Source organism: Parvibaculum sp. MBR-TMA-1.3b-4.2, assembly GCF_053628815.1.
In genome coordinates this window covers 493499-512510 of record NZ_JBRJHC010000001.1, presented here as the reverse complement: position 1 = coordinate 512510, position 19012 = coordinate 493499, and the positions used below count along the sequence as shown (strand labels likewise).

Sequence of the window (19012 nt, the reverse complement as noted above, 5' to 3'; positions counted from 1 at the left end):
TGCGGGACGGGACGCGGAAGCTGCGCCGATTCCGCATGAGGGCCGGTGATGTATCTCTCTTTCTGGCGTGTTCTGATTGCCGCTCCGGGGCTTTTTCTGTCAGCCATGCTGGCCGCGCAACCGGCCTTGGCTGCGGATTCCGCGCGCTGGATCGTCACCAAACCGGCATGGAGCCAGACGGATGAAGAGGCATGGCGCGATTTCGTGGCCGGTATCGGCGCGGCGGATTGCTGGACCGTTCAGGACTGCCTCAAAAGCGCGGCCAATCCCTACCGGTTCACCGACAAGGGCACCGGCCTCTACGACTTCCTGATCGACTGCGCCGACGCACCGCTCGTGCTGCGCGCCTATTTCGCCTGGAAGAACGGATTGCCCTTCGCTTGGGAATCCGAGGTCAAGCCGCTGGATGAAGACGGCAATGTCATCGAGAAGGTCAGGGACAGCGATGTCCGTTATTCGCCCCATGGCAATGCGATCACGAAGCGCGATTCCGTCCCGCGTACCGAACACGGGGTCAATGCGCCGCGCCTGCTGCAACGGCTGACCACCACCGTCTCTACCGCCATGCATCGATACGATGCGCGCGCATGGGACCCGGAGCTTTTCTCCGACACCTATTCGCCGGCCTTGAACCGCGAGGCCATTCAGCCCGGCACCATCGCCTATGACAGCAATGGCCATATCGCACTTGTCTGGAAGGTGGAGCAGAGCGGCCGTATCCGGCTTTTCTCCGCCCAGCCCGACAACACGGTAACGCGCGGCTTCCTCGGTCATGAATATGCGCGCACCGGGCCGGAGCTTGGCGCGATCTTCCAGAAGTACCGGCCTATCCGAGTCGTGGGCGCGACGCGCGCGCCCAATGGCGCGCTTGTCGGCGGGCATATCGAGGGCACGCCGAACAGCAAGCTGGCGGACTATTCGCTGGAGCAATACACAGGCAATCCGCCGACCGATCCGGACAATTGGCGCAATGCGCAATGGGTCTGGTACGACGAGACGATGGACTTCTACACCTATCTCCGGGCGAAGATGTCCTTCGGCGATCTGACCTATCGACCGCTCGACGAGCTGCGATCCTTGACGCAGTCGCTATGCCGCGACCTTCATTCTCGACAGCATTCCATCGAGGTGGCGCGGGACAAGGGCACCGATGAGATGACCCCGCCCGAACGCCTGCCGGAAAACATCTATGGAACGGACGGGCTCTGGGAGAGCTATTCGACGCCCGCCCGCGATGCCCGGCTGAAAACGAGCTTCAAGCAGCTCTACGATTCCGTCGTCCTCTTCGTGAAGCTCGACCTCATCGATGCCCCGCGCCTCGAATATGACGGTAACGACCTGCCCGGCGACATGCTGAAGCTCTACGACGAGGAGGCGGCCTCCTGCCTTGTCACCTATGAGAATTCGGCGGGCAAGCCCGTGACGCTCGATATGGAGCAGATCTCCCGACGCCTTTTCAGGCTCTCCTTCGACCCCTATCAATGCGTCGAGCGCCGCTGGGGCGCGCGCGGCGCGGAGCTTTCCACCTGCCCGGACGGGCCGGTGAAAACCCGCTGGTACGAGGCCGAACAGAAGCTGCGTAACCAGATCGAGCGGACCTATGACGTCCGGATGGACTATACCGCCGCCGAGCTGGAAAAGGGCCCCTGGGGCGTCCGCACCGGGCGTGGCGTGAGCGAACCCCCGAATGTGGACGTTCAGGCCTATCTGGAAGGGGCGGTCCGGCGCTATTCGGCCCAATTGAACCTCAAGCCGGACATTGCGAAGTCGGTGGCGACCCCCTAAAACTTGGTCCCTGTTTTAGCTGGCCCGGCGCGGGATTCGGCAGTTGCCGGAGAGGTGACGCCGGTCGCCTCGCGCTTCGGCCCCCAACGACAAGTCAGCACAACGCAATGCGTCTTTCCCGATATTTTCTGCCGACCCTGAAGGAAAACCCCGCCGAGGCCCAGATCGTCTCGCACCGCCTCATGCTGCGCGCCGGCATGGTCCGGCAGACGAGCGCCGGTATCTATGCCTGGCTGCCGCTCGGCCTGCGCGTGCTGAGGAATATCGAGAAGATCGTTCATGAGGAGCAGGAAAAGGCGGGCGCCATCCAGATGCTCATGCCGACGATCCAGTCGGCCGATCTCTGGCGCGAGTCGGGCCGCTACGACGCCTATGGGCCTGAAATGCTCCGCATCAAGGACCGGCATGACCGCGACATGCTGTACGGGCCGACCAATGAGGAGATGATCACCGAGATCTTCAAGAACTCGGTCCGCTCCTACCGCGACCTGCCGCGCAATCTCTATCACATCCAGTGGAAGTTCCGCGACGAGATCAGGCCGCGTTTCGGCGTCATGCGCGGGCGCGAATTTCTGATGAAGGACGGCTATTCCTTCGACCTCGATGTGGACGCCGCACGCCGCGCATACCAGAAGATGTTCGTCTCCTATCTGCGGACCTTCGACCGCATGGGCCTCAGCGCCATTCCCATGGCCGCCGATACCGGTCCCATCGGCGGCGACCTCAGCCATGAATTCATCATTCTGGCGGAGACCGGCGAATCCGCCGTCTTCTGTCATCGCGATCTGGTGGATATGGATGTGCCGGGCGACGACCTCGATTATGAGAGCGACCTTGAGGCCATCCTCCGTTCACGGACGGAGCTTTATGCCGCGACCGACGAAGTGCATGACGAGGCGAAGTTCGAGGCCGAGGTGCCGGAAGACAAGCGCATGACGGCGCGCGGCATCGAGGTTGGCCATATCTTCTTTTTTGGCACGAAATATTCGAAGGCCATGGGCGCGGTCGTCTCCGGTCCGGACGGCAAGGAAGTGCCCGTCCAGATGGGCTCCTACGGCATCGGCGTCTCGCGCCTTGTCGGCGCCATCATCGAGGCGAGCCATGACGAGAACGGCATTATCTGGCCCGAAGCCGTGGCGCCCTTCAAGGTCGGCCTCGTCAATCTCAAATCCGGCGATGCCGAAACGGATGCGGCCTGCGAAGACATTTACGCGAAACTCACTTCCGCCGGGATAGAAACGCTCTATGACGACACGAACGAGCGGGCAGGGGCCAAGTTCAGCAATATGGACCTGATCGGCCTTCCCTGGCAGCTCGTGGTCGGCCCGCGCGGGTTGAAGAACGGTGTGGTGGAAGTAAAGAACCGGGCGACCGGCGAGAAGGAAGAACTCTCGATCGATTCAGCGCTGAACCTTCTCACCAGCTGAACCGGTCAATTGCAGGGCGGGGGCGAAAGGCGAAAACCGATATGAGCGACAATGCAGGCCTCGCAACCGGTGATATGGAACCGGTATCCGGTGGCAAGACGCGGCCTTTCAGCGGCTTCGAATGGCTGCTGGCCTTCCGCTATCTGAGGGCCCGCCGCAAAGAAGGCTTCATCTCCGTCATTGCGGGGTTTTCCTTCGTCGGCATCATGCTTGGCGTGGCGACGCTCATCATCGTCATGTCGGTGATGAACGGTTTCCGTACGGAGCTTCTCTCTCACATTCTGGGTTTGAACGGCCATATGTTCGTGCGCGGCGTGGCCGGCTACATCACCGATTACGACAGCGTGGCCGACAAGGTGCGCAAGGTGAACGGCGTGACCAGTGTCGTGCCGCTTGTCGAGGGGCAGGTCATGGCCTCCACCCCGGCGAACGCCTCCGGCGCCTTGGTGCGCGGCGTGCGCGAAAAGGACCTTGAGCACCTGACCGCCGTCTCGGACAATGTGCTGATGGGCTCGCTGGACAGCTTCAAGGAGGGCGAGATCGCCGTCGGCGCGCGTCTCGCGCGCAAGCTTGGCGTCTCCGTCGGCGACAAGATCACGCTGTTGAGCCCGAGGGGCACATCCACGCCTTTCGGCACGGCGCCACGCGTGCGCGCCTTCAAGGTCGGCGCGATCTTCGAGGTTGGCATGTCGGAATACGACGCCACCTTTGTCTTCATGCCACTCGCTGCGGCGCAGAGCTTCTTGAAAACGGGCAATGGCGTGAACGCGCTTGAACTCAGGATTGCCGATCCCGACCGGGTGAACGCCGCCGTCCTGCCCGTCGCGCAGGCCGCCGGGGCCTGTTGCGATGTCGTCACCTGGCAGCAGACCAATCAGAGTTTCTTCAGCGCGCTTCAGGTGGAGCGCAATGTGATGTTTCTCATCCTGACGCTCATCCTCGTCGTCGCCGCGCTCAACATCATCTCGGGCCTCATCATGCTGGTGAAGGACAAGGGCAGGGACATCGCCGTCCTGCGCACCATGGGCGCGACGCGCGGCTCGGTCCTGCGCATCTTCTTCATTTCAGGCGCCTCGATTGGCGTATTGGGCACGCTGGCCGGTTTCGCGCTCGGGCTCGTCTTCTGTCTCAACATCGAACCGCTGCGCCAGTTCCTGTCGAGCCTGTCGGGAACGGAGCTGTTCTCGCCGGAGGTCTATTTCCTGAGCCGAATGCCCGCGGAAGTAGATGTCAGCGAAGTGACCTCCGTTGTCCTCATGGCGCTGGGGCTTTCATTCGCGGCGACGCTTTATCCCGCCTGGCGCGCCGCCTCGCTCGATCCGGTGGAGGCGCTGCGCTATGAGTGATGTAACCACTGACAGCATGCCCGCCCTCAGCCTGAAAGACGTCACACGCACCTATGAGCAGGGCGAAGAGACGCTCCATATCTTCCGCGAACTCTCGCTGGATATCTGGAAAGGCCAGATGGTCGGGCTCGTCGGCCCTTCCGGCGCGGGCAAATCCTCGCTGCTCCACATCGCTGGCCTGCTGGAAATGCCGAATAGCGGCGCCGTGATGATCGGCGGGCGCGACTGCGTGGCGCTGCCGGACAGCCAGAAGACCGCCGTCCGCCGGACCGATGTAGGCTTCGTCTATCAGTTCCACAATCTGCTGCCCGAATTTTCGGCGGTGGAAAACGTCATGCTGCCCCAGCTCGTGGCGGGCCGGAAAAAGAGCGAGGCGCATGACTTCGCCATGGACCTGCTCACCCGCATGGGGCTCGCGCCGCGCGCGACGCATCGGCCGGCCGAACTTTCCGGCGGCGAGCAGCAGCGTGTCGCCATCGCCCGCGCGCTGGCCAACCGGCCGCGCCTCGTGCTGGCTGACGAGCCCACCGGCAATCTCGATCCCAAGACCTCCCGGCATGTCTTCACCGAGCTGTTGAATGTCTGCCGGCAGGAGGGGGTGGCCGCGCTCATCGCGACCCACAATCTCGACCTTGCCTCGCATATGGACCGGGTCGTCCTGCTCCATGAAGGCAAGCTGCTCGAAGGTGCGGAACTCGCCGCGCAATACCAGAGCCTTTGATCGATAATATCGATTGATTTGACAAGAATAACGCGTTGGACCGATTGATCGGTTTTACGCATGGTCCCTGTAGTTAGAAAACAGGGAGCCTTGTCATGTCGGCCAACGACGCAGCAACCGTTACGCACCCCACGCGCCTTCAGAACGCAGCCGCGCTGCTGCCGGGTCTGGGCCTGACGGTCATCATCGGCGCGGTCGCCACCGGCCTTCATGAGCTGCCGGGCATGGGGCCCTTGAGCCCGCTTATCCTCGCCATCCTGCTCGGCATGGCCTTCAACAACATCGTCGGCACGCCCGCGGCGGCCAAGCAGGGCGTGAAATTCGCGCTCCGCCGCATCCTCCGCTTCGCCGTCATGCTGTTGGGCCTCCAGCTCACGCTGGCGCAGGTGGAAAGCGTCGGGCTGGGCGGCCTCGCCGCGACGCTCGCCACGCTTGGCGCGACCTTCTTCTTTACCGTCTGGATGGGCCGCGCGCTCGGCGTCGGCAGGTCGCTCTCCGCGCTGATCGCCTCGGGCACCTCCATCTGCGGGGCGTCCGCCGTCATCGCCGCCGATGCCGTCATTGGCGGTGAGGATGAGGAAGTCGCCTATGCCGTGGCCTGCGTGACGATATTCGGCTCCATCTCCATGCTGCTTTACCCGATCCTCGGGGCGGCCATGGCGCTCTCCTCCCACACCTACGGCCTGTGGACTGGCGCGACCATTCACGAGGTGGCGCAGGTTGTGGCCGCTGCATTCCAGGGCGGCGAGGCGGCGGGCCATTTCGGCACCATCGTGAAACTCACCCGGGTGATGATGCTGGCCCCGGTCATTCTGGCGCTCGCCGCCTTCTGGGTTCGCGAGAAGAACCATGGTGACCTCGATGTCGCCGGACCGGAAGAGGGCGCCGCCGCGCAGAGCCGCTGGGCTCATATCCCCTGGTTCGCCTTTGGCTTTCTCGCGCTCATCGTGGTGAACACGCTCTTTCCCCTGGAAACGACGGCAAAGGCGGACACGGCAATGGTGACGACCTTCCTGCTGGCGGTTGCTGTGGCCGCGATGGGCCTCGAGACCGATTTTCGCAAGCTCCTTGCGATGGGGCTCCGGCCGCTCATCCTCGGGGCGGCGGCCTGGATATTCATTTCCGTGACGGGACTGGGGCTCGTAACCTGGCTAAGCTGACCGACCTTCGATTTCTCCGGGAACCCGCCTGTGACGCTTGACCAGCTTCGTATCTTTTTGGCCGTCGCCGAACGCGAGCATGTAACGCAGGCCGCGGCGGCATTGGGGCTGACCCAATCGGCGGTGAGCGCCGCCATCGCCGCGCTGGAGGCGCGCCACGATACGAGGCTCTTCGACCGGGTCGGCCGTCATATCGAACTGACGGCTGCCGGAAAGACCTTTCTCGGCGAGGCGAGGGCGGTCGTCGCCCGAGCCGAGGCGGCGGAACTCATGCTGAGCGAACTCGGCTCCCACGCGAAGGGCGCGATCAACGTAGCCGCCAGCCAGACCATCGCCAGCTATTGGCTGCCGCCGCATCTCGTCCGTTTCCGCGAAAGCGCACCGGAAGTCGATGTCCGGCTGGAGCAGGGCAATACCAGCGCCGTCATCGAAGCGGTAAAAGCGGGCACGGCGGATATCGGTTTCGTCGAGGGCGAGGTGAAAGCGGCCGCGCTGGCGGTCGATCAGGTCGGCATCGACGAGATGGTCCTTGTCGTCGCGTCGGATCACCCGCTGGCCGAACGGCGCAGCCTGAAACCCGCCGATCTTGCCGCCGCCGACTGGATCGTCCGCGAGCCGGGGTCGGGCACACGCTCGGAAGCCGAAAACGCGGTCGCAGCCCTGGGCGTGCCCATCCATGAGCGCCGCATTGCCATGGTCCTGCCGTCCAACGAGGCCGTGCGCGCCGCAGTGGAGGCGGGCGCCGGCATTGCCGCGCTGTCGGAACTGGTCGTGGCCGAGAGCATTCGGGGCGGCAGGCTGAAACGGCTGAAACCGGCGCTAGGACGCCGCGCTTTCTATGTGGTCCGTCACAAGGAGCGCCGCCTGAGCAAGGCCGCCGAGGCCCTGATCGACCACTGCAAATCCGCCTGACGCCGGGCCAAATAATCCCGGAGATTTTCCTCTTGACGGATGAGAACAAAGAGGGAACTATCTGCATCAGAACATTCCATGAACACACTGTTCGCGAAGGGGCTGAATATGCAGACGGGACACGAAACCAATGGCTGGCTGAAGGACATCGCGGCACTGGCCTCCATCACCGCTTTCATCTTCACGGCCGTGACCTGGGTCGAGATCGCCAGGGGACTGATGGGATAATCGTCTTTTCCACATCTTTATTTCGCGGCCCCGCCTGACACGGGGCCGCTGGAGCGGGAGAATGCAAGCCATGGCCGATTCCCGCTCCTCGCAATCCCAACCGCTTCAATTCATCCATCTGCGGATGCACACCGCCTATTCCCTGCTGGAAGGGGCGATCCGCATGAAGGATGTGCCCAAGCTCTGCAAGGAGCAGGGCATGCCCGCCGTGGCCATCACGGATGCAGCCAATCTCTTCGGCGCGCTTGAATTTTCCGAAGTGCTGTCCGGCGCGGGGCTTCAGCCCATTATCGGTTGTACGCTGCCTGTCCTGCTCGCCGCCGATGACGAGCCGGGGCGTGGCCCGCGCCGCGAGCCTTCCGGCATTATTGCGCTGCTGGCCAAGGACGAGCAGGGCTACAAGAACCTCATGAAGCTTTCGAGCCGGGCGTTTCTCGATCCGGAAGCCGGGGAGCCCGCCCATGTGCCCCTCGCCAAGATCGCGGAGTGCCAGGAAGGGCTCATCTGTCTGACCGGTGGGCCCGAGAGCGTGGTGAACAAGCTGCTGGAGGCCGGTCAGCCCGGTCCGGCGGAGGAAAATCTCGACTGGCTGCAAAAGACCTTCGGCGACCGGCTCTATGTCGAGCTGCAGCGCCACGGCATGGCGCGCGAACGCCAGACAGAGGGGCAACTCGTCGATTGGGCCTATGAAAAGGCCATCCCGCTGGTCGCCACCAACGAACCTTATTTTGCCAGGGAAGACGAGTTCGAAGCGCATGACGCGATGATCTGCATCGCGGAGGGCGCCTATGTCGCCCAGACCGACCGGCGCAGCCTGACGCCCGAACACCGTTTCAAGTCGCAGGCCGAAATGGTCGCGCTCTTCTCCGATCTGCCCGAGGCGATCGAGAACACGCTGGAGATCGCTCGGCGCTGCGCCTTCCGCCCGCGCACGCACAAGCCGATCCTGCCCAATTTCGCCCTCGGCACCAGCGAGGCGGATGAGCTGGTGCGCCAGGCCGAGGAAGGCCTCACCGCGCGTCTTGCCGCCGTGGAAGCGGTGGCCGATGAGGAGGTCTACCGCAAGCGCCTGCGTTTCGAGCTCGATATCATCGTGAAGATGGATTTCCCCGGCTACTTCCTCATCGTGGCCGACTTCATCAAATGGGCGAAGGCGCATGACATTCCGGTCGGGCCCGGCCGCGGATCGGGCGCGGGCTCGGTCGTCGCCTGGGCGCTGACCATTACCGATCTCGATCCCTTGCGTTTCGGGCTCCTCTTCGAGCGCTTTCTGAACCCAGAGCGCGTCTCCATGCCGGACTTCGATATCGACTTCTGTCAGGACCGGCGCGACGAGGTGATCCGCTATGTGCAGGATCGCTATGGCTACGATCAGGTCGCCCAGATCATCACCTTCGGTAAGCTTCAGGCCCGCGCCGTGCTGCGCGACGTGGGGCGCGTCCTCCAGCTTCCCTATGGCCAGGTGGACCGGCTCTGCAAGCTCGTGCCCAATAATCCGGCCAATCCGGTCACGCTGCCCGAAGCGATCGAGGGGGAACCGCGCCTTCAGGAGGAAGCGAAGAACGACGAGACCGTCGCCCGCATGCTGGAAATCGGCCAGAAGCTGGAGGGGCTCTATCGCCACGCCTCCACCCACGCCGCCGGCGTGGTGATCGGCGACCGCCCGCTGGATGAGCTGGTGCCGCTCTATCGCGACCCCCGCTCGGATATGCCGGTGACCCAGTTCAACATGAAATGGGTGGAACCGGCGGGCCTCGTGAAGTTCGACTTTCTCGGCCTGAAGACGCTCACCGTCCTTCAGCAGGCGGTCAACCTGCTGAAACTCCGGGATATCGAGGTCGATCTCGCCCATTTGCCGCTGGACGACAGGGCCAGCTACGAGATGCTGGCAAAGGGGCAGACGGTCGGTGTGTTCCAGCTTGAAAGTTCGGGCATGCGCGACATGCTCCGCAAGCTCAATGCCGACCGCTTCGAAGACATCATCGCCATGGTGGCGCTCTACCGCCCGGGCCCCATGGACAACATCCCGAAATACATCGCCTGCAAGAAAGGCGAGGAAAAGCCCGACTATCTGCATCCCTGGCTGGAAGATGTCCTGCGCGAGACGCATGGCGTCATCATCTATCAGGAGCAGGTGATGCAGATCGCGCAGATCCTCTCCGGCTACTCGCTGGGCGAAGCCGACCTTCTCCGCCGCGCCATGGGCAAGAAGATCAAGGCGGAGATGGAGAAGCAGAAGGAACGCTTCGTCACCGGCGCCGTCGAGAAGGGCGTGGACAAGGCCAAGGCGGCGGAAATCTTCGAGCTGGTGGACAAGTTCGCGGGCTATGGCTTCAACAAGTCGCATGCCGCCGCTTATGCGCTGGTCGCCTATCAGACGGCCTGGCTGAAGGCGAACTACCCGGTGGAGTTCCTGGCCGCCTCCATGAGCCTCGATCTCAACAACACCGATAAGCTGAATGTTTTCAAGGAAGAAGCGACCCGTCTTGGCATCAAGGTTTGCCCGCCATCGGTGAACCGCTCCGAGGCCATGTTCACGGTGGAGAACGGCGAGGTGCTCTACGCGCTCGCCGCCATCAAGAATGTCGGCCGTCAGGCGATGGAGCATGTGGTGGAAGTCCGCCGGGAAGGCGGGCCCTTCAGCGACATCTACGACTTTGCGCGCCGCGTCAGCCCGCGCTTCATCAACAAGCGCACCTTCGAGAATCTGGTCCGCGCCGGCGCCTTCGACGATCTTCACAAGGATCGGGCCCAACTCCTTGCAAGCGCGGATCTTTTGATGGGCATCGCTAGTTCGGCGGCGGAGGAGCGCGAGACCCAGCAGGTGAACCTCTTCGGCGGCGATAGCGGAGCCGCGATGGCCAATCCGGCCCTGCCGCGCGTGGAAAGCTGGACGCCGATACAGCGCCTCAATGAGGAATTCAACGCCATCGGCTTCTACCTCTCCGGCCACCCGCTGGACGGATATCTGACCTCGCTCAAGCGGGCGGGTGTCGTCACCTATGCGGAAATGCTGTCGCGCAGCACCCCGGCCGCCAAGATGGCCGGAACGGTGACGGCCCGTCAGGAACGACGTTCCAAGAAGGGCAATCCCTTCGCCTTTCTCAACCTGTCCGATCCGACCGGCCAGTTCGAGATGATCGTGTTTTCCGAGGTGCTCTCCGCCTCGCGCGATGACATGGAGCCCGGCAAATCCGTGGTCGTCTCCGTGGAAATCGATCGCGCGGGCGATGAGGTGAAGCTCCGGGCTCTGGCCGTTCAGTCGCTGGAGGCCGCGACCGCCAATGTGGAAGAGGGCATGAAAGTCTTCCTGGAGGATCCTTCCACGCTCGAACCGCTCAAGACACGTCTCAAGGAAAAGGGGAAAGGGATTGTTTCCCTTGTCCTTTTGGCCGACAAGGGTCGTGAAATCGAGATCGAGCTGAAGGATCGCTACCGCGTGACGCCCGAAATCCGCGGCGCGATCAAATCCATGACCGGCGTCATCGAGGTGCAGGAAATCTGACGGGCCGCGAAATCCGCCCGCCTGGTCGCGCCCCGACAGGCCGCGCTAAGCCGCTATTCACGCTTGCTTTTCAGCCTTTCTCCCCCTATACCGGCGCCATTCCACACGCGGGGTTGGGTGTACCCACCGTCTCTGTCCGATCTTCAACGGGTCGTCACAGAGACAACATAGGGTGCCCCCGTCCGGTGCGGTCGGCTTCATTCAATGCGAGGCCGACACGTTTCCCCCCGCGGAGGTCCAACCGGAAAAAGGAGCAGGGTGTCATGGCACTCCCCGATTTTACTATGCGTCAATTGCTGGAGGCCGGTGTTCACTTCGGTCACCAGACCCATCGCTGGAACCCGAAGATGGAGACCTTCCTCTTCGGCAACCGCAACAACATCCACATCATCGATCTGGCCCAGACGGTGCCGCTTCTGCACCAGGCGCTTGTCGCCGTGCGCGATGTGGTGGCCGGTGGCGGCCGTGTGCTCTTCGTCGGCACCAAGCGCCAGGCCTCCGATCCGATCGCCGAGGCGGCGCGCCAGTGCGCCCAGTACTACATCAATCACCGTTGGCTCGGCGGCACGCTGACCAACTGGAAGACGATTTCCAACTCGATCCGTCGCCTGCGCGAACTGGACGAGATCCTTGGTGGCGAGGCCCGTGGCCTGACCAAGAAGGAAGTCCTGATGATGACCCGCGAGCGCGACAAGCTTGAGCGCGCCATCGGCGGTATCAAGGACATGGGCGGCATTCCCGACCTGATGTTCGTGATCGACACGAACAAGGAAACGATCGCCATTCAGGAAGCCCGCAAGCTCGGCATCCCGGTCGTTGCCATTCTGGATTCCAACTGCGATCCGGACGGCATTGCCTATCCGATCCCGGGCAATGACGACGCGGCGCGCGCCATCAGCCTCTACACCGATCTGATCTCCCGCGCGGTGATCGACGGTATCTCGCAGAGCCAGGGCTCCATGGGTGTCGATATCGGCGCCGAGGCGGAACCGATGGCCGAGCCCGCGCTGGCTGACGCCCCCGCGGCTGAAGAAGCCCCGGCAGCCGAAGCAGCGGCTGAGCCGGCGGCCGAAACCCCGGCCGAGTAAGCCGGGTCCGAATTCGGCCTGGCGGGACTGCCCGAACGCGCTTCGGGGTCCCGCCAGTGCTCTTGGGAGAGCTCTTGACTGGCTTCGGCAGACGCGGATTGTTCGCGGGCCGAGGCCGCAGCATTTTTGAGGAAATCCGATGGCTGATATCACCGCAAGCATGGTGAAGGAACTGCGCGAAAAGACCGGCGCAGGCATGATGGACTGCAAGGCAGCGCTGAAGGAAAACGACGGCGACATGGAAGCCGCGGTTGACTGGCTGAGGACCAAGGGTCTGGCCAAGGCCGCCAAGAAGGCCGGTCGCGTTGCCGCCGAAGGTCTCGTTGGCGTCGTTGCCGACGGTACGCGCGGCGCGGTCGTGGAAGTGAATTCCGAAACCGACTTCGTGGCCCGCAACGAACAGTTCCAGGGCATGGTCTCCGAAATCGCCAAGCTGGCGCTCGACGCCAATGGCGATGTCGATGCGCTCAAGGCGGCGACCTACACCGGCTCGTCCAAATCCGTCGAGGATTATGTGACCGAAGCCGTCGGCACGATCGGCGAGAACATGAATGTCCGCCGCGCGGGCTTCATCTCGGTCGATGAGGGCGTGGTCGCGGCCTATGTCCACAATCAGGTCGTGCCGGGTCTCGGCAAGATCGGCGTGCTGGTCGGTCTCGAATCCGCCGGCGACAAGGAAAAGCTGGCCGAGCTCGGCAAGCAGATCGCGATGCATGTCGCGGCGACGACCCCGCTGGCCACCCGTCCCGAAGACATGGATCAGGACACGATCGAGCGTGAGCGCAATGTGCTCATCGCCGAAGCCAAGGAATCGGGCCGCCCCGACAACATCATCGAGAAGATGGTCGAAGGCCGCATGCGCAAGTTCCTCCAGGAAGTCGTGCTGCTCTCCCAGGCCTTCGTGATCGACCCCGACAACTCCGTCGAGCAGGCCGTGAAGAACGCCGAAGGCGACATCGGCGCCCCGGTGAAAGTCGTCGGCTTCCTGCGCTTCGGCCTTGGCGAAGGCGTCGAAAAGGAAGAGGCGGATTTCGCCGCGGAAGTGGCTGCCGCCCGCGGTTGAGGCATTTTGCCTTTGTGAATACAGCGCCCCCTTCGCCAACCGGCGCAGGGGGCGCTATTGTCTCTGGCAGGTGAGGAGGGATTCGCCCCTCAGCCCATCTGTCCAGATGCCACGCCCATAGCGCCGGAATCCTGCCCATGTCCGCCAGTGCCACGAGAAGTGCAACCGAAAGCGCAGCCGAAGGCGCCGATAAGCCGCGTTACGCCCGCGTCCTCCTGAAGGTGTCGGGCGAAGCCCTGATGGGGGATACCCAATACGGTATCGATGTCGGCACGGTCGATCGCATCGCCCGGGAAATCCAGCAGGCCTGCGAGATCGGCGTGGAGGTTTGCCTGGTGATCGGCGGCGGCAACATTTTCCGCGGGCTGTCGGGCGCGGCCAAGGGGATGGAGCGGGCAAGCGCGGACTATATGGGCATGCTGGCAACCGTCATGAACGCGCTGGCCATGCAGAATTCGCTGGAACGCCTGGATGTGCCCACCCGGGTTCTTTCCGCCATTCCCATGATGACCATTTGCGAGCCCTATATCCGCCGCCGCGCGGTGCGACACATGGAAAAGGGACGGGTCGTCATTTTCGCGGCCGGCACCGGCAATCCCTTTTTCACCACCGATACCGCCGCCGCGCTTCGTGCCACCGAAATGGGCTGCGATGCGCTGCTGAAGGGGACGCAGGTCGACGGCGTATATTCCGACGACCCCAAGAAGGTCCCCGACGCGGAACGCTACGAGCGGCTGACCTATTTCGACGTGATCGCGCGCGATCTGAAGGTGATGGATACCTCCGCCATCGCGCTGGCCCGGGAAAACGATATTCCGATCATCGTTTTTTCCATTCACGATTCCGGCTCCCTGGTCGATGTTCTGACGGGCAAGGGACGCTGCACTATCATCGAGAACGCTGCCTGAGAAACGCTTGCGGGCGAACCAAGGCACGGAAGGAACCGACATGGCTGACCAAGAAGAAACATTCGATCTGGACGACACCGAACGCCGCATGAAGGGCGCTGTGCAGGCACTGAAGACCGAGTTCGGCGGCCTGCGGACAGGCCGCGCGACCGCGAGCCTGCTGGATCCGATCACCGTCGACGCCTATGGACAGACCATGCCGCTCAACCAGGTCGGCACGGTCGGTGTGCCCGAGCCCCGTATGCTGACGGTTTCCGTCTGGGACAAGGGCATGGTGGCGGCCGTCGAAAAGGCGATCCGCAATTCCGGCCTCGGCCTCAATCCGGTTGTCGACGGCACGCTGCTCCGCCTGCCGATCCCCGAGCTCAATGAAGAGCGTCGTCAGGAACTGACCAAGGTCGCCGCGCGCTATACCGAGCAGGCCCGCATCGCTGTGCGCAATGTACGCCGCGACGCGATGGACGAGCTGAAAAAGCTCGAAAAGGACGGCAAGATGAGCAAGGACGATCACAAGATCTGGAGCGATGAGGTCCAGTCTTTGACCGACAAGTTCATCGCGGAAATCGACGCCGCGCTGGCCCACAAAGAAAGTGAAATCATGCAGGTGTGAGGCCTTGCTGTTGCCTTGATGGCAGGTTTCACTATCGGGATGACGGTCGCTCAGACCAGGCTAAAATAAGAAAACCCGGTTGACGGTATGATGTTGACGTCCAAGCAAAATGACAGCGAGACCGCCTCTCAGGCGGTGCCGCGTCATGTCGCCATCATTATGGACGGCAATGGACGCTGGGCCGCCAAGCGCCATTTGCCTCGGGCTGCCGGGCACCGCCAAGGTGTCGAAGCGGTTCGCGTCATCGTCCGGGCCGCCTCCGAAATCGGCATCGAATATCTGACGCTCTACAGCTTCAGCTCCGAAAACTGGAACCGTCCGCCCGAGGAAGTGAACGACCTGATGGGATTGTTGCGCCTGTTCATCCGGCGCGACCTCGCGGAGCTGCACCGCAACGGCGTCAATATTCGCATCATCGGCGATCGCACGCATCTCGATCCCGATCTGGTCTCCCTCATCGATGAAGCCGAAACGCTGACCCGCGCCAATACGAGGCTGCGCCTGATCATCGCGTTCAATTATGGCGGCAAGAACGAGATTGCCTGCGCCATGCGCCGCATCGCACAGGAAGTGGAGGCCGGCAAGCTCCGCGCAAGCGAGATCACGCCGGACACGGTATCCGCCTATCTCGACACGGCGGGCATTCCCGATCCCGACCTCGTGATCCGTACCAGTGGCGAAAAGCGCCTCTCCAACTTCCTGATCTGGCAAAGCGCCTATTCCGAGCTTCTCTTCGACGATGTGTTCTGGCCGGACTTCACGCCGGATCATCTTCGTGCCGCCATTGCCGAGTTCAACGGCCGCCAGCGCCGTTTCGGCGCTGTCCCGGCGGGAAATGGAAGCTGATCGCGATATGACTGAACCAGGCGGTCCGCCCGATACCTCCCGAATGGGCAGCGCCCGATTTGGCGATATGGCGCGGCGCGTTGTCTCCGCCCTTTTGCTGGCGCCGCTGGCATTGGCCTGTACCTGGGCGGGCGGATGGATTTTCGCCGCGATGCTGGCCATTGCGGCGGTCGCGATGGCGCTGGAGGTTTCGCATCTCATCTATCGCAGCACGGGGGTTCGCGATGCGCTCGGCCTGATACTCGCCGTGCTGCTGGCCATTGCCTTTGCCGCCGCCGGGCTTCCCTCGGCTGGCCTTGCCGTTGCCGCAGGCATTATGGCCTTCGCGCTGGCCGGTCGCTTGTGGCGGCAGAGATCGGCGGGGCAGGCCCTGATCGCCTATCCCTATCTGGTTCTGCCTTTCGTGGCGCTTATCTGGCTGCGGAACGATCCTTCCTATGGCCTTGAGGCTGTCTTCTGGCTTCTGGTGATGGTGTGGGCCATCGACAGCTTTGCCTATTTCGCAGGCCGCACGATCGGCGGGCCGAAGCTCATGCCGTCCATTTCGCCGAAAAAGACCTGGGCCGGGCTTATAGGGGGCATGGTCGGGGCCGTTGCGGCGGGCGTGGCGGCCGCATTGATGATCGGGGCGGGCTCTCCCATACTGCTGGCGGTCGTGAGCGCGGGGCTGGCAATCGTCGAACAACTGGGCGATTTCTTCGAATCCGCCATGAAGCGCCGTGCCGGCCTGAAGGATTCCGGGCATCTCATCCCCGGTCATGGGGGTGTGCTGGACCGGGTCGACGGTCTGATGGCGGTGACGGTCGCCGCGGCCCTGCTTGGAATTGTTCACAATGCCGCTAACCCGGCGGCTGGAGTGCTGATTTGGCCCTGATGGCGGAAGCGGAAAAGCTGCCCGCGTCGAATGCGACGCCAAGGCGTATCACCATACTCGGCTCGACCGGCTCGATCGGTTGTTCGACGCTCGATCTCGTGGAACGCCAGCCGGAAAGCTTTGAGATCGAGGCGCTGACGGCACACCGCAATGTCGATGCTCTTGTGGCGCAGGCTCTCAAATTCCGCCCGTCGGTTGCGGTGATCGGCGACCCCGCGGGCTATGACGCCTTGAAACAGGGCCTGGCCGGAAGCGGGATCGAGGCGGCGGCAGGGGCCGCAGCTATTGATGAGGCCGCTTCCCGTCCTTCCGATTTCGTTATGGCGGGCATTGTCGGCGCAGCGGGGCTCGCGCCGACGCTGGCCGCGGTACGGCGAGGGGCCTGCGTGGCGCTTGCGAACAAGGAATGCCTTGTCTCGGCGGGAGCGTTGTTTCTGGCGGAGGTCGAGCGCTCGGGCGCCGTCCTCCTGCCAGTGGACTCCGAGCACAATGCCATTTTCCAGGTGCTGGAGGCCGACAAGCCCGAGAGCATCTCCCGGATCATTCTGACGGCGTCGGGCGGTCCGTTCCGGACCTGGACGGTGGAGGAGATGGCCACGGCCACGCCGGCCCAGGCCGTCGCTCATCCCCGCTGGGAGATGGGAGCCAAGATTTCAGTCGACAGCGCGACGCTGATGAACAAGGGCCTTGAGTTGATCGAGGCGTTTTACCTGTTTCCGGTGGAAGAGAGCCAGATCGACGTCATCATCCACCCAGAGTCGATCATTCACTCCATGGTCGAATATGTCGACGGATCCGTGCTTGCCCAGCTGGGCTCGCCCGACATGCGGACGCCCATCGGCTACACGCTGGCATGGCCGTCGCGCATGGCCACGCCAAGCGCGCGTCTGGACTTCGCGGAAATCGGTAAATTAACCTTCGAAGTCCCTGATGTTGTTAGGTTTCCGCTCCTTCGGCTGGCAAGGGAGGCGCTGAAGGATGGCGGCGCCGCACCAAACGTACTCAATGCCGCCAATGAGGTCGCCGTCGCAGCCTTTCTGAACGGTAGGCTCCCCTTCGCCGAAATCGCCGCTACCGTCGAAGAGGTCCTGCGCAGCGACGCCTGGGGAACGCAGGTGCCGTCAGGCCTGGAAGACGTTTACGAATTGGATGCCCTGTCGCGAAAACTGGCGTCTGAATGGGTGCAAAAGCGGTCATGCTGACGTAGGCTGTACCGCCGTCAGGGGCTGGTGACTCGCGGAAAATGGTGGCTTTGCCGGACGTTTGTCCATGTATTGGGCATCCTTGGCTGATATGATCGCCGGCACGACCGGGGAGTACCCCGGCGGCCAGTGAAAGAAGTTGGATAATATGAGCATTCTGGCGAGTATTGGTGGGTTCGGGGAGACGCTTTTCAGCTATCTGCTGCCGTTCATTTTTGTCCTTGGCGTCGTGGTTTTCTTCCACGAGCTGGGGCATTTCTGGGTGGCGCGGCGCTGCGGCGTGAAGGTCGACACCTTCTCCATCGGTTTCGGGCCCGAGATTTTCGGTTGGAATGATCGTCATCAGACGCGCTGGAAGCTGAGCTGGATTCCGCTTGGCGGTTTCGTGAAATTCGCCGGGGACGAAAACGCCGCGAGCATGCCCAGTCGTGAGCAACTCGCCGCCATCCCCGATAGCCAGCGCAAAGGCCTGTTCCATTTCAAACCGCTCTGGCAGCGCGCCGCGGTGGTCGCTGCCGGACCGATCGCGAATTTCATCCTGGCGATCGCGATTTTCGCCGGCATCTACACGTTTGCAGGGCAGACGGTGGCGCTGCCGACGGTTGATGGCGTGCGTCAGGGAACAGCCGCGGATGAAGCCGGTTTTGAAGCTGGCGACTATGTCGTGAAGATCGACGGCAGCAAGATCGACACCTTCGAAGACATGCAGCGCATAGTGGCGGCGAGTAGCGGCGAGCCGCTGACATTCGTCGTCCGCCGCGGCGACCGGGAGGTCACGCTGGTCGCAACGCCGCGCATGCAGGAAATCACCGACCGCTTCGGTAATGTGCACAAGCTTCCCATTCTGGGGATCGAGAGCAAGGGCGGCGAACAGGGCATCAAGGTCGTCCGGACCGACCCGCTGACGAGCATATGGCTCGGCGCGAAGGAAACCTGGTTCGTGGTGTCCAGCACGATGAACTATCTGGGGGGCATCGTCAGCGGAACGCGGGACGCCGATCAGCTTGGCGGACCGTTGCGGATCGCGCAGGTGTCGGGGCAGGTGGCGTCATTTGGTTTTGTTGCATTACTCAACATGACGGCGATGCTGTCCGTCAGTATCGGGCTTTTGAACCTGTTTCCGGTTCCTCTGCTTGATGGCGGGCATCTTCTCTACTATGCAGTCGAGGCGGTCCGCGGACGGCCTCTGGGCGAGCAGGCACAGGAAGTCGGTTTCAGGATCGGCTTGGCGCTTGTAATGATGCTGATGGTTTTTGCGACATGGAACGATCTGGTGCATTTGCAGGTCTTTTCGTTCCTGAGCTCTCTGTTCAGCTGATCCGGGGGGAAAGCGTGTC

16 protein-coding genes are annotated in these 19012 nt (G+C 62.9%); all 16 read left to right on the top strand.

All coding sequences use genetic code 11. The annotated features are described in order from the left end of the window. The first annotated feature begins 48 nt into the window (after positions 1-48). The 16 genes from ACSSVQ_RS02720 to rseP all read left to right on the top strand — a co-directional run bounded on the left by ACSSVQ_RS02720 (position 49) and on the right by rseP (position 18993). Positions 49-1785: a hypothetical protein gene (locus ACSSVQ_RS02720; RefSeq protein WP_454180734.1), complete on the top strand. Its 1737-nt coding sequence runs from the start codon at positions 49-51 to the stop codon at positions 1783-1785. A gap of 107 nt (positions 1786-1892) precedes the next feature. Further along, positions 1893-3212, top strand: coding sequence for a proline--tRNA ligase (proS, locus tag ACSSVQ_RS02715; protein ID WP_454180733.1), 1320 nt, complete (start codon positions 1893-1895; stop codon positions 3210-3212). 41 nt (positions 3213-3253) lie between these two features. After that, positions 3254-4558, top strand: coding sequence for a lipoprotein-releasing ABC transporter permease subunit (locus ACSSVQ_RS02710; RefSeq protein ID WP_454180732.1), 1305 nt, complete (start codon positions 3254-3256; stop codon positions 4556-4558). Then, positions 4551-5279, top strand: coding sequence for an ABC transporter ATP-binding protein (locus tag ACSSVQ_RS02705; RefSeq protein WP_454180731.1), 729 nt, complete (start codon positions 4551-4553; stop codon positions 5277-5279). Before ACSSVQ_RS02710 ends, ACSSVQ_RS02705 begins: the two co-directional genes overlap by 8 nt. A 95-nt stretch (positions 5280-5374) precedes the next feature. Further along, positions 5375-6439 (top strand): YeiH family protein, encoded by a 1065-nt coding sequence (locus ACSSVQ_RS02700; protein WP_454180730.1) that lies wholly within the window; start codon positions 5375-5377, stop codon positions 6437-6439. Positions 6440-6469: 30 nt separating this feature from the next. Further along, positions 6470-7351, top strand: coding sequence for a LysR family transcriptional regulator (locus ACSSVQ_RS02695; protein WP_454180729.1), 882 nt, complete (start codon positions 6470-6472; stop codon positions 7349-7351). A gap of 78 nt (positions 7352-7429) precedes the next feature. Further along, positions 7430-7579 (top strand): hypothetical protein, encoded by a 150-nt coding sequence (locus ACSSVQ_RS02690; protein WP_454180728.1) that lies wholly within the window; start codon positions 7430-7432, stop codon positions 7577-7579. A gap of 70 nt (positions 7580-7649) precedes the next feature. Next, entirely contained in the window at positions 7650-11084 is a 3435-nt protein-coding gene (dnaE, locus tag ACSSVQ_RS02685) for a DNA polymerase III subunit alpha (RefSeq protein ID WP_454180727.1), read from the top strand. 263 nt (positions 11085-11347) lie between these two features. After that, the gene (rpsB, locus tag ACSSVQ_RS02680; protein WP_293329030.1) at positions 11348-12172 is read left to right on the top strand and encodes a 30S ribosomal protein S2; all 825 of its coding nucleotides are present in this window, start codon (positions 11348-11350) and stop codon (positions 12170-12172) included. A gap of 139 nt (positions 12173-12311) precedes the next feature. Beyond that, positions 12312-13235 (top strand): translation elongation factor Ts, encoded by a 924-nt coding sequence (tsf, locus tag ACSSVQ_RS02675; RefSeq protein ID WP_293329029.1) that lies wholly within the window; start codon positions 12312-12314, stop codon positions 13233-13235. Positions 13236-13372: 137 nt separating this feature from the next. Continuing rightward, positions 13373-14143 carry a UMP kinase gene (pyrH, locus tag ACSSVQ_RS02670; RefSeq protein WP_454180726.1) on the top strand — a complete coding sequence of 257 codons (771 nt, stop codon included), beginning with the start codon at positions 13373-13375 and terminating at the stop codon, positions 14141-14143. A 40-nt stretch (positions 14144-14183) separates the two neighbouring features. After that, a complete protein-coding gene (gene frr / locus ACSSVQ_RS02665; RefSeq protein ID WP_293329027.1) occupies positions 14184-14753 on the top strand; it encodes a ribosome recycling factor in 570 nt (189 codons plus the stop codon). Positions 14754-14843: 90 nt separating this feature from the next. After that, the gene (locus ACSSVQ_RS02660; protein ID WP_454184636.1) at positions 14844-15599 is read left to right on the top strand and encodes an isoprenyl transferase; all 756 of its coding nucleotides are present in this window, start codon (positions 14844-14846) and stop codon (positions 15597-15599) included. Positions 15600-15606: 7 nt separating this feature from the next. Continuing rightward, the gene (locus ACSSVQ_RS02655; RefSeq protein WP_454180725.1) at positions 15607-16473 is read left to right on the top strand and encodes a phosphatidate cytidylyltransferase; all 867 of its coding nucleotides are present in this window, start codon (positions 15607-15609) and stop codon (positions 16471-16473) included. Continuing rightward, positions 16473-17675, top strand: a complete 1203-nt coding sequence (locus tag ACSSVQ_RS02650) for a 1-deoxy-D-xylulose-5-phosphate reductoisomerase (protein ID WP_454184635.1) — start codon at positions 16473-16475, stop codon at positions 17673-17675. The genes ACSSVQ_RS02655 and ACSSVQ_RS02650 overlap by 1 nt, the downstream gene beginning before the upstream one ends. A gap of 148 nt (positions 17676-17823) precedes the next feature. Then, a complete protein-coding gene (gene rseP / locus ACSSVQ_RS02645; RefSeq protein WP_454180724.1) occupies positions 17824-18993 on the top strand; it encodes an RIP metalloprotease RseP in 1170 nt (389 codons plus the stop codon). Positions 18994-19012: the final 19 nt, after the last annotated feature.

Coding starts and splice junctions, on each gene's coding strand:
- ACSSVQ_RS02720 (WP_454180734.1), top strand. CDS start 49: ATGTATCTCTCTTTCTGGCGTGTTCTGATTGCCGCTCCGGGGCTTTTT.
- proS (WP_454180733.1), top strand. CDS start 1,893: ATGCGTCTTTCCCGATATTTTCTGCCGACCCTGAAGGAAAACCCCGCC.
- ACSSVQ_RS02710 (WP_454180732.1), top strand. CDS start 3,254: ATGAGCGACAATGCAGGCCTCGCAACCGGTGATATGGAACCGGTATCC.
- ACSSVQ_RS02705 (WP_454180731.1), top strand. CDS start 4,551: ATGAGTGATGTAACCACTGACAGCATGCCCGCCCTCAGCCTGAAAGAC.
- ACSSVQ_RS02700 (WP_454180730.1), top strand. CDS start 5,375: ATGTCGGCCAACGACGCAGCAACCGTTACGCACCCCACGCGCCTTCAG.
- ACSSVQ_RS02690 (WP_454180728.1), top strand. CDS start 7,430: ATGAACACACTGTTCGCGAAGGGGCTGAATATGCAGACGGGACACGAA.
- dnaE (WP_454180727.1), top strand. CDS start 7,650: ATGGCCGATTCCCGCTCCTCGCAATCCCAACCGCTTCAATTCATCCAT.
- rpsB (WP_293329030.1), top strand. CDS start 11,348: ATGGCACTCCCCGATTTTACTATGCGTCAATTGCTGGAGGCCGGTGTT.
- tsf (WP_293329029.1), top strand. CDS start 12,312: ATGGCTGATATCACCGCAAGCATGGTGAAGGAACTGCGCGAAAAGACC.
- pyrH (WP_454180726.1), top strand. CDS start 13,373: ATGTCCGCCAGTGCCACGAGAAGTGCAACCGAAAGCGCAGCCGAAGGC.
- frr (WP_293329027.1), top strand. CDS start 14,184: ATGGCTGACCAAGAAGAAACATTCGATCTGGACGACACCGAACGCCGC.
- ACSSVQ_RS02660 (WP_454184636.1), top strand. CDS start 14,844: ATGTTGACGTCCAAGCAAAATGACAGCGAGACCGCCTCTCAGGCGGTG.
- ACSSVQ_RS02655 (WP_454180725.1), top strand. CDS start 15,607: ATGACTGAACCAGGCGGTCCGCCCGATACCTCCCGAATGGGCAGCGCC.
- ACSSVQ_RS02650 (WP_454184635.1), top strand. CDS start 16,473: ATGGCGGAAGCGGAAAAGCTGCCCGCGTCGAATGCGACGCCAAGGCGT.
- rseP (WP_454180724.1), top strand. CDS start 17,824: ATGAGCATTCTGGCGAGTATTGGTGGGTTCGGGGAGACGCTTTTCAGC.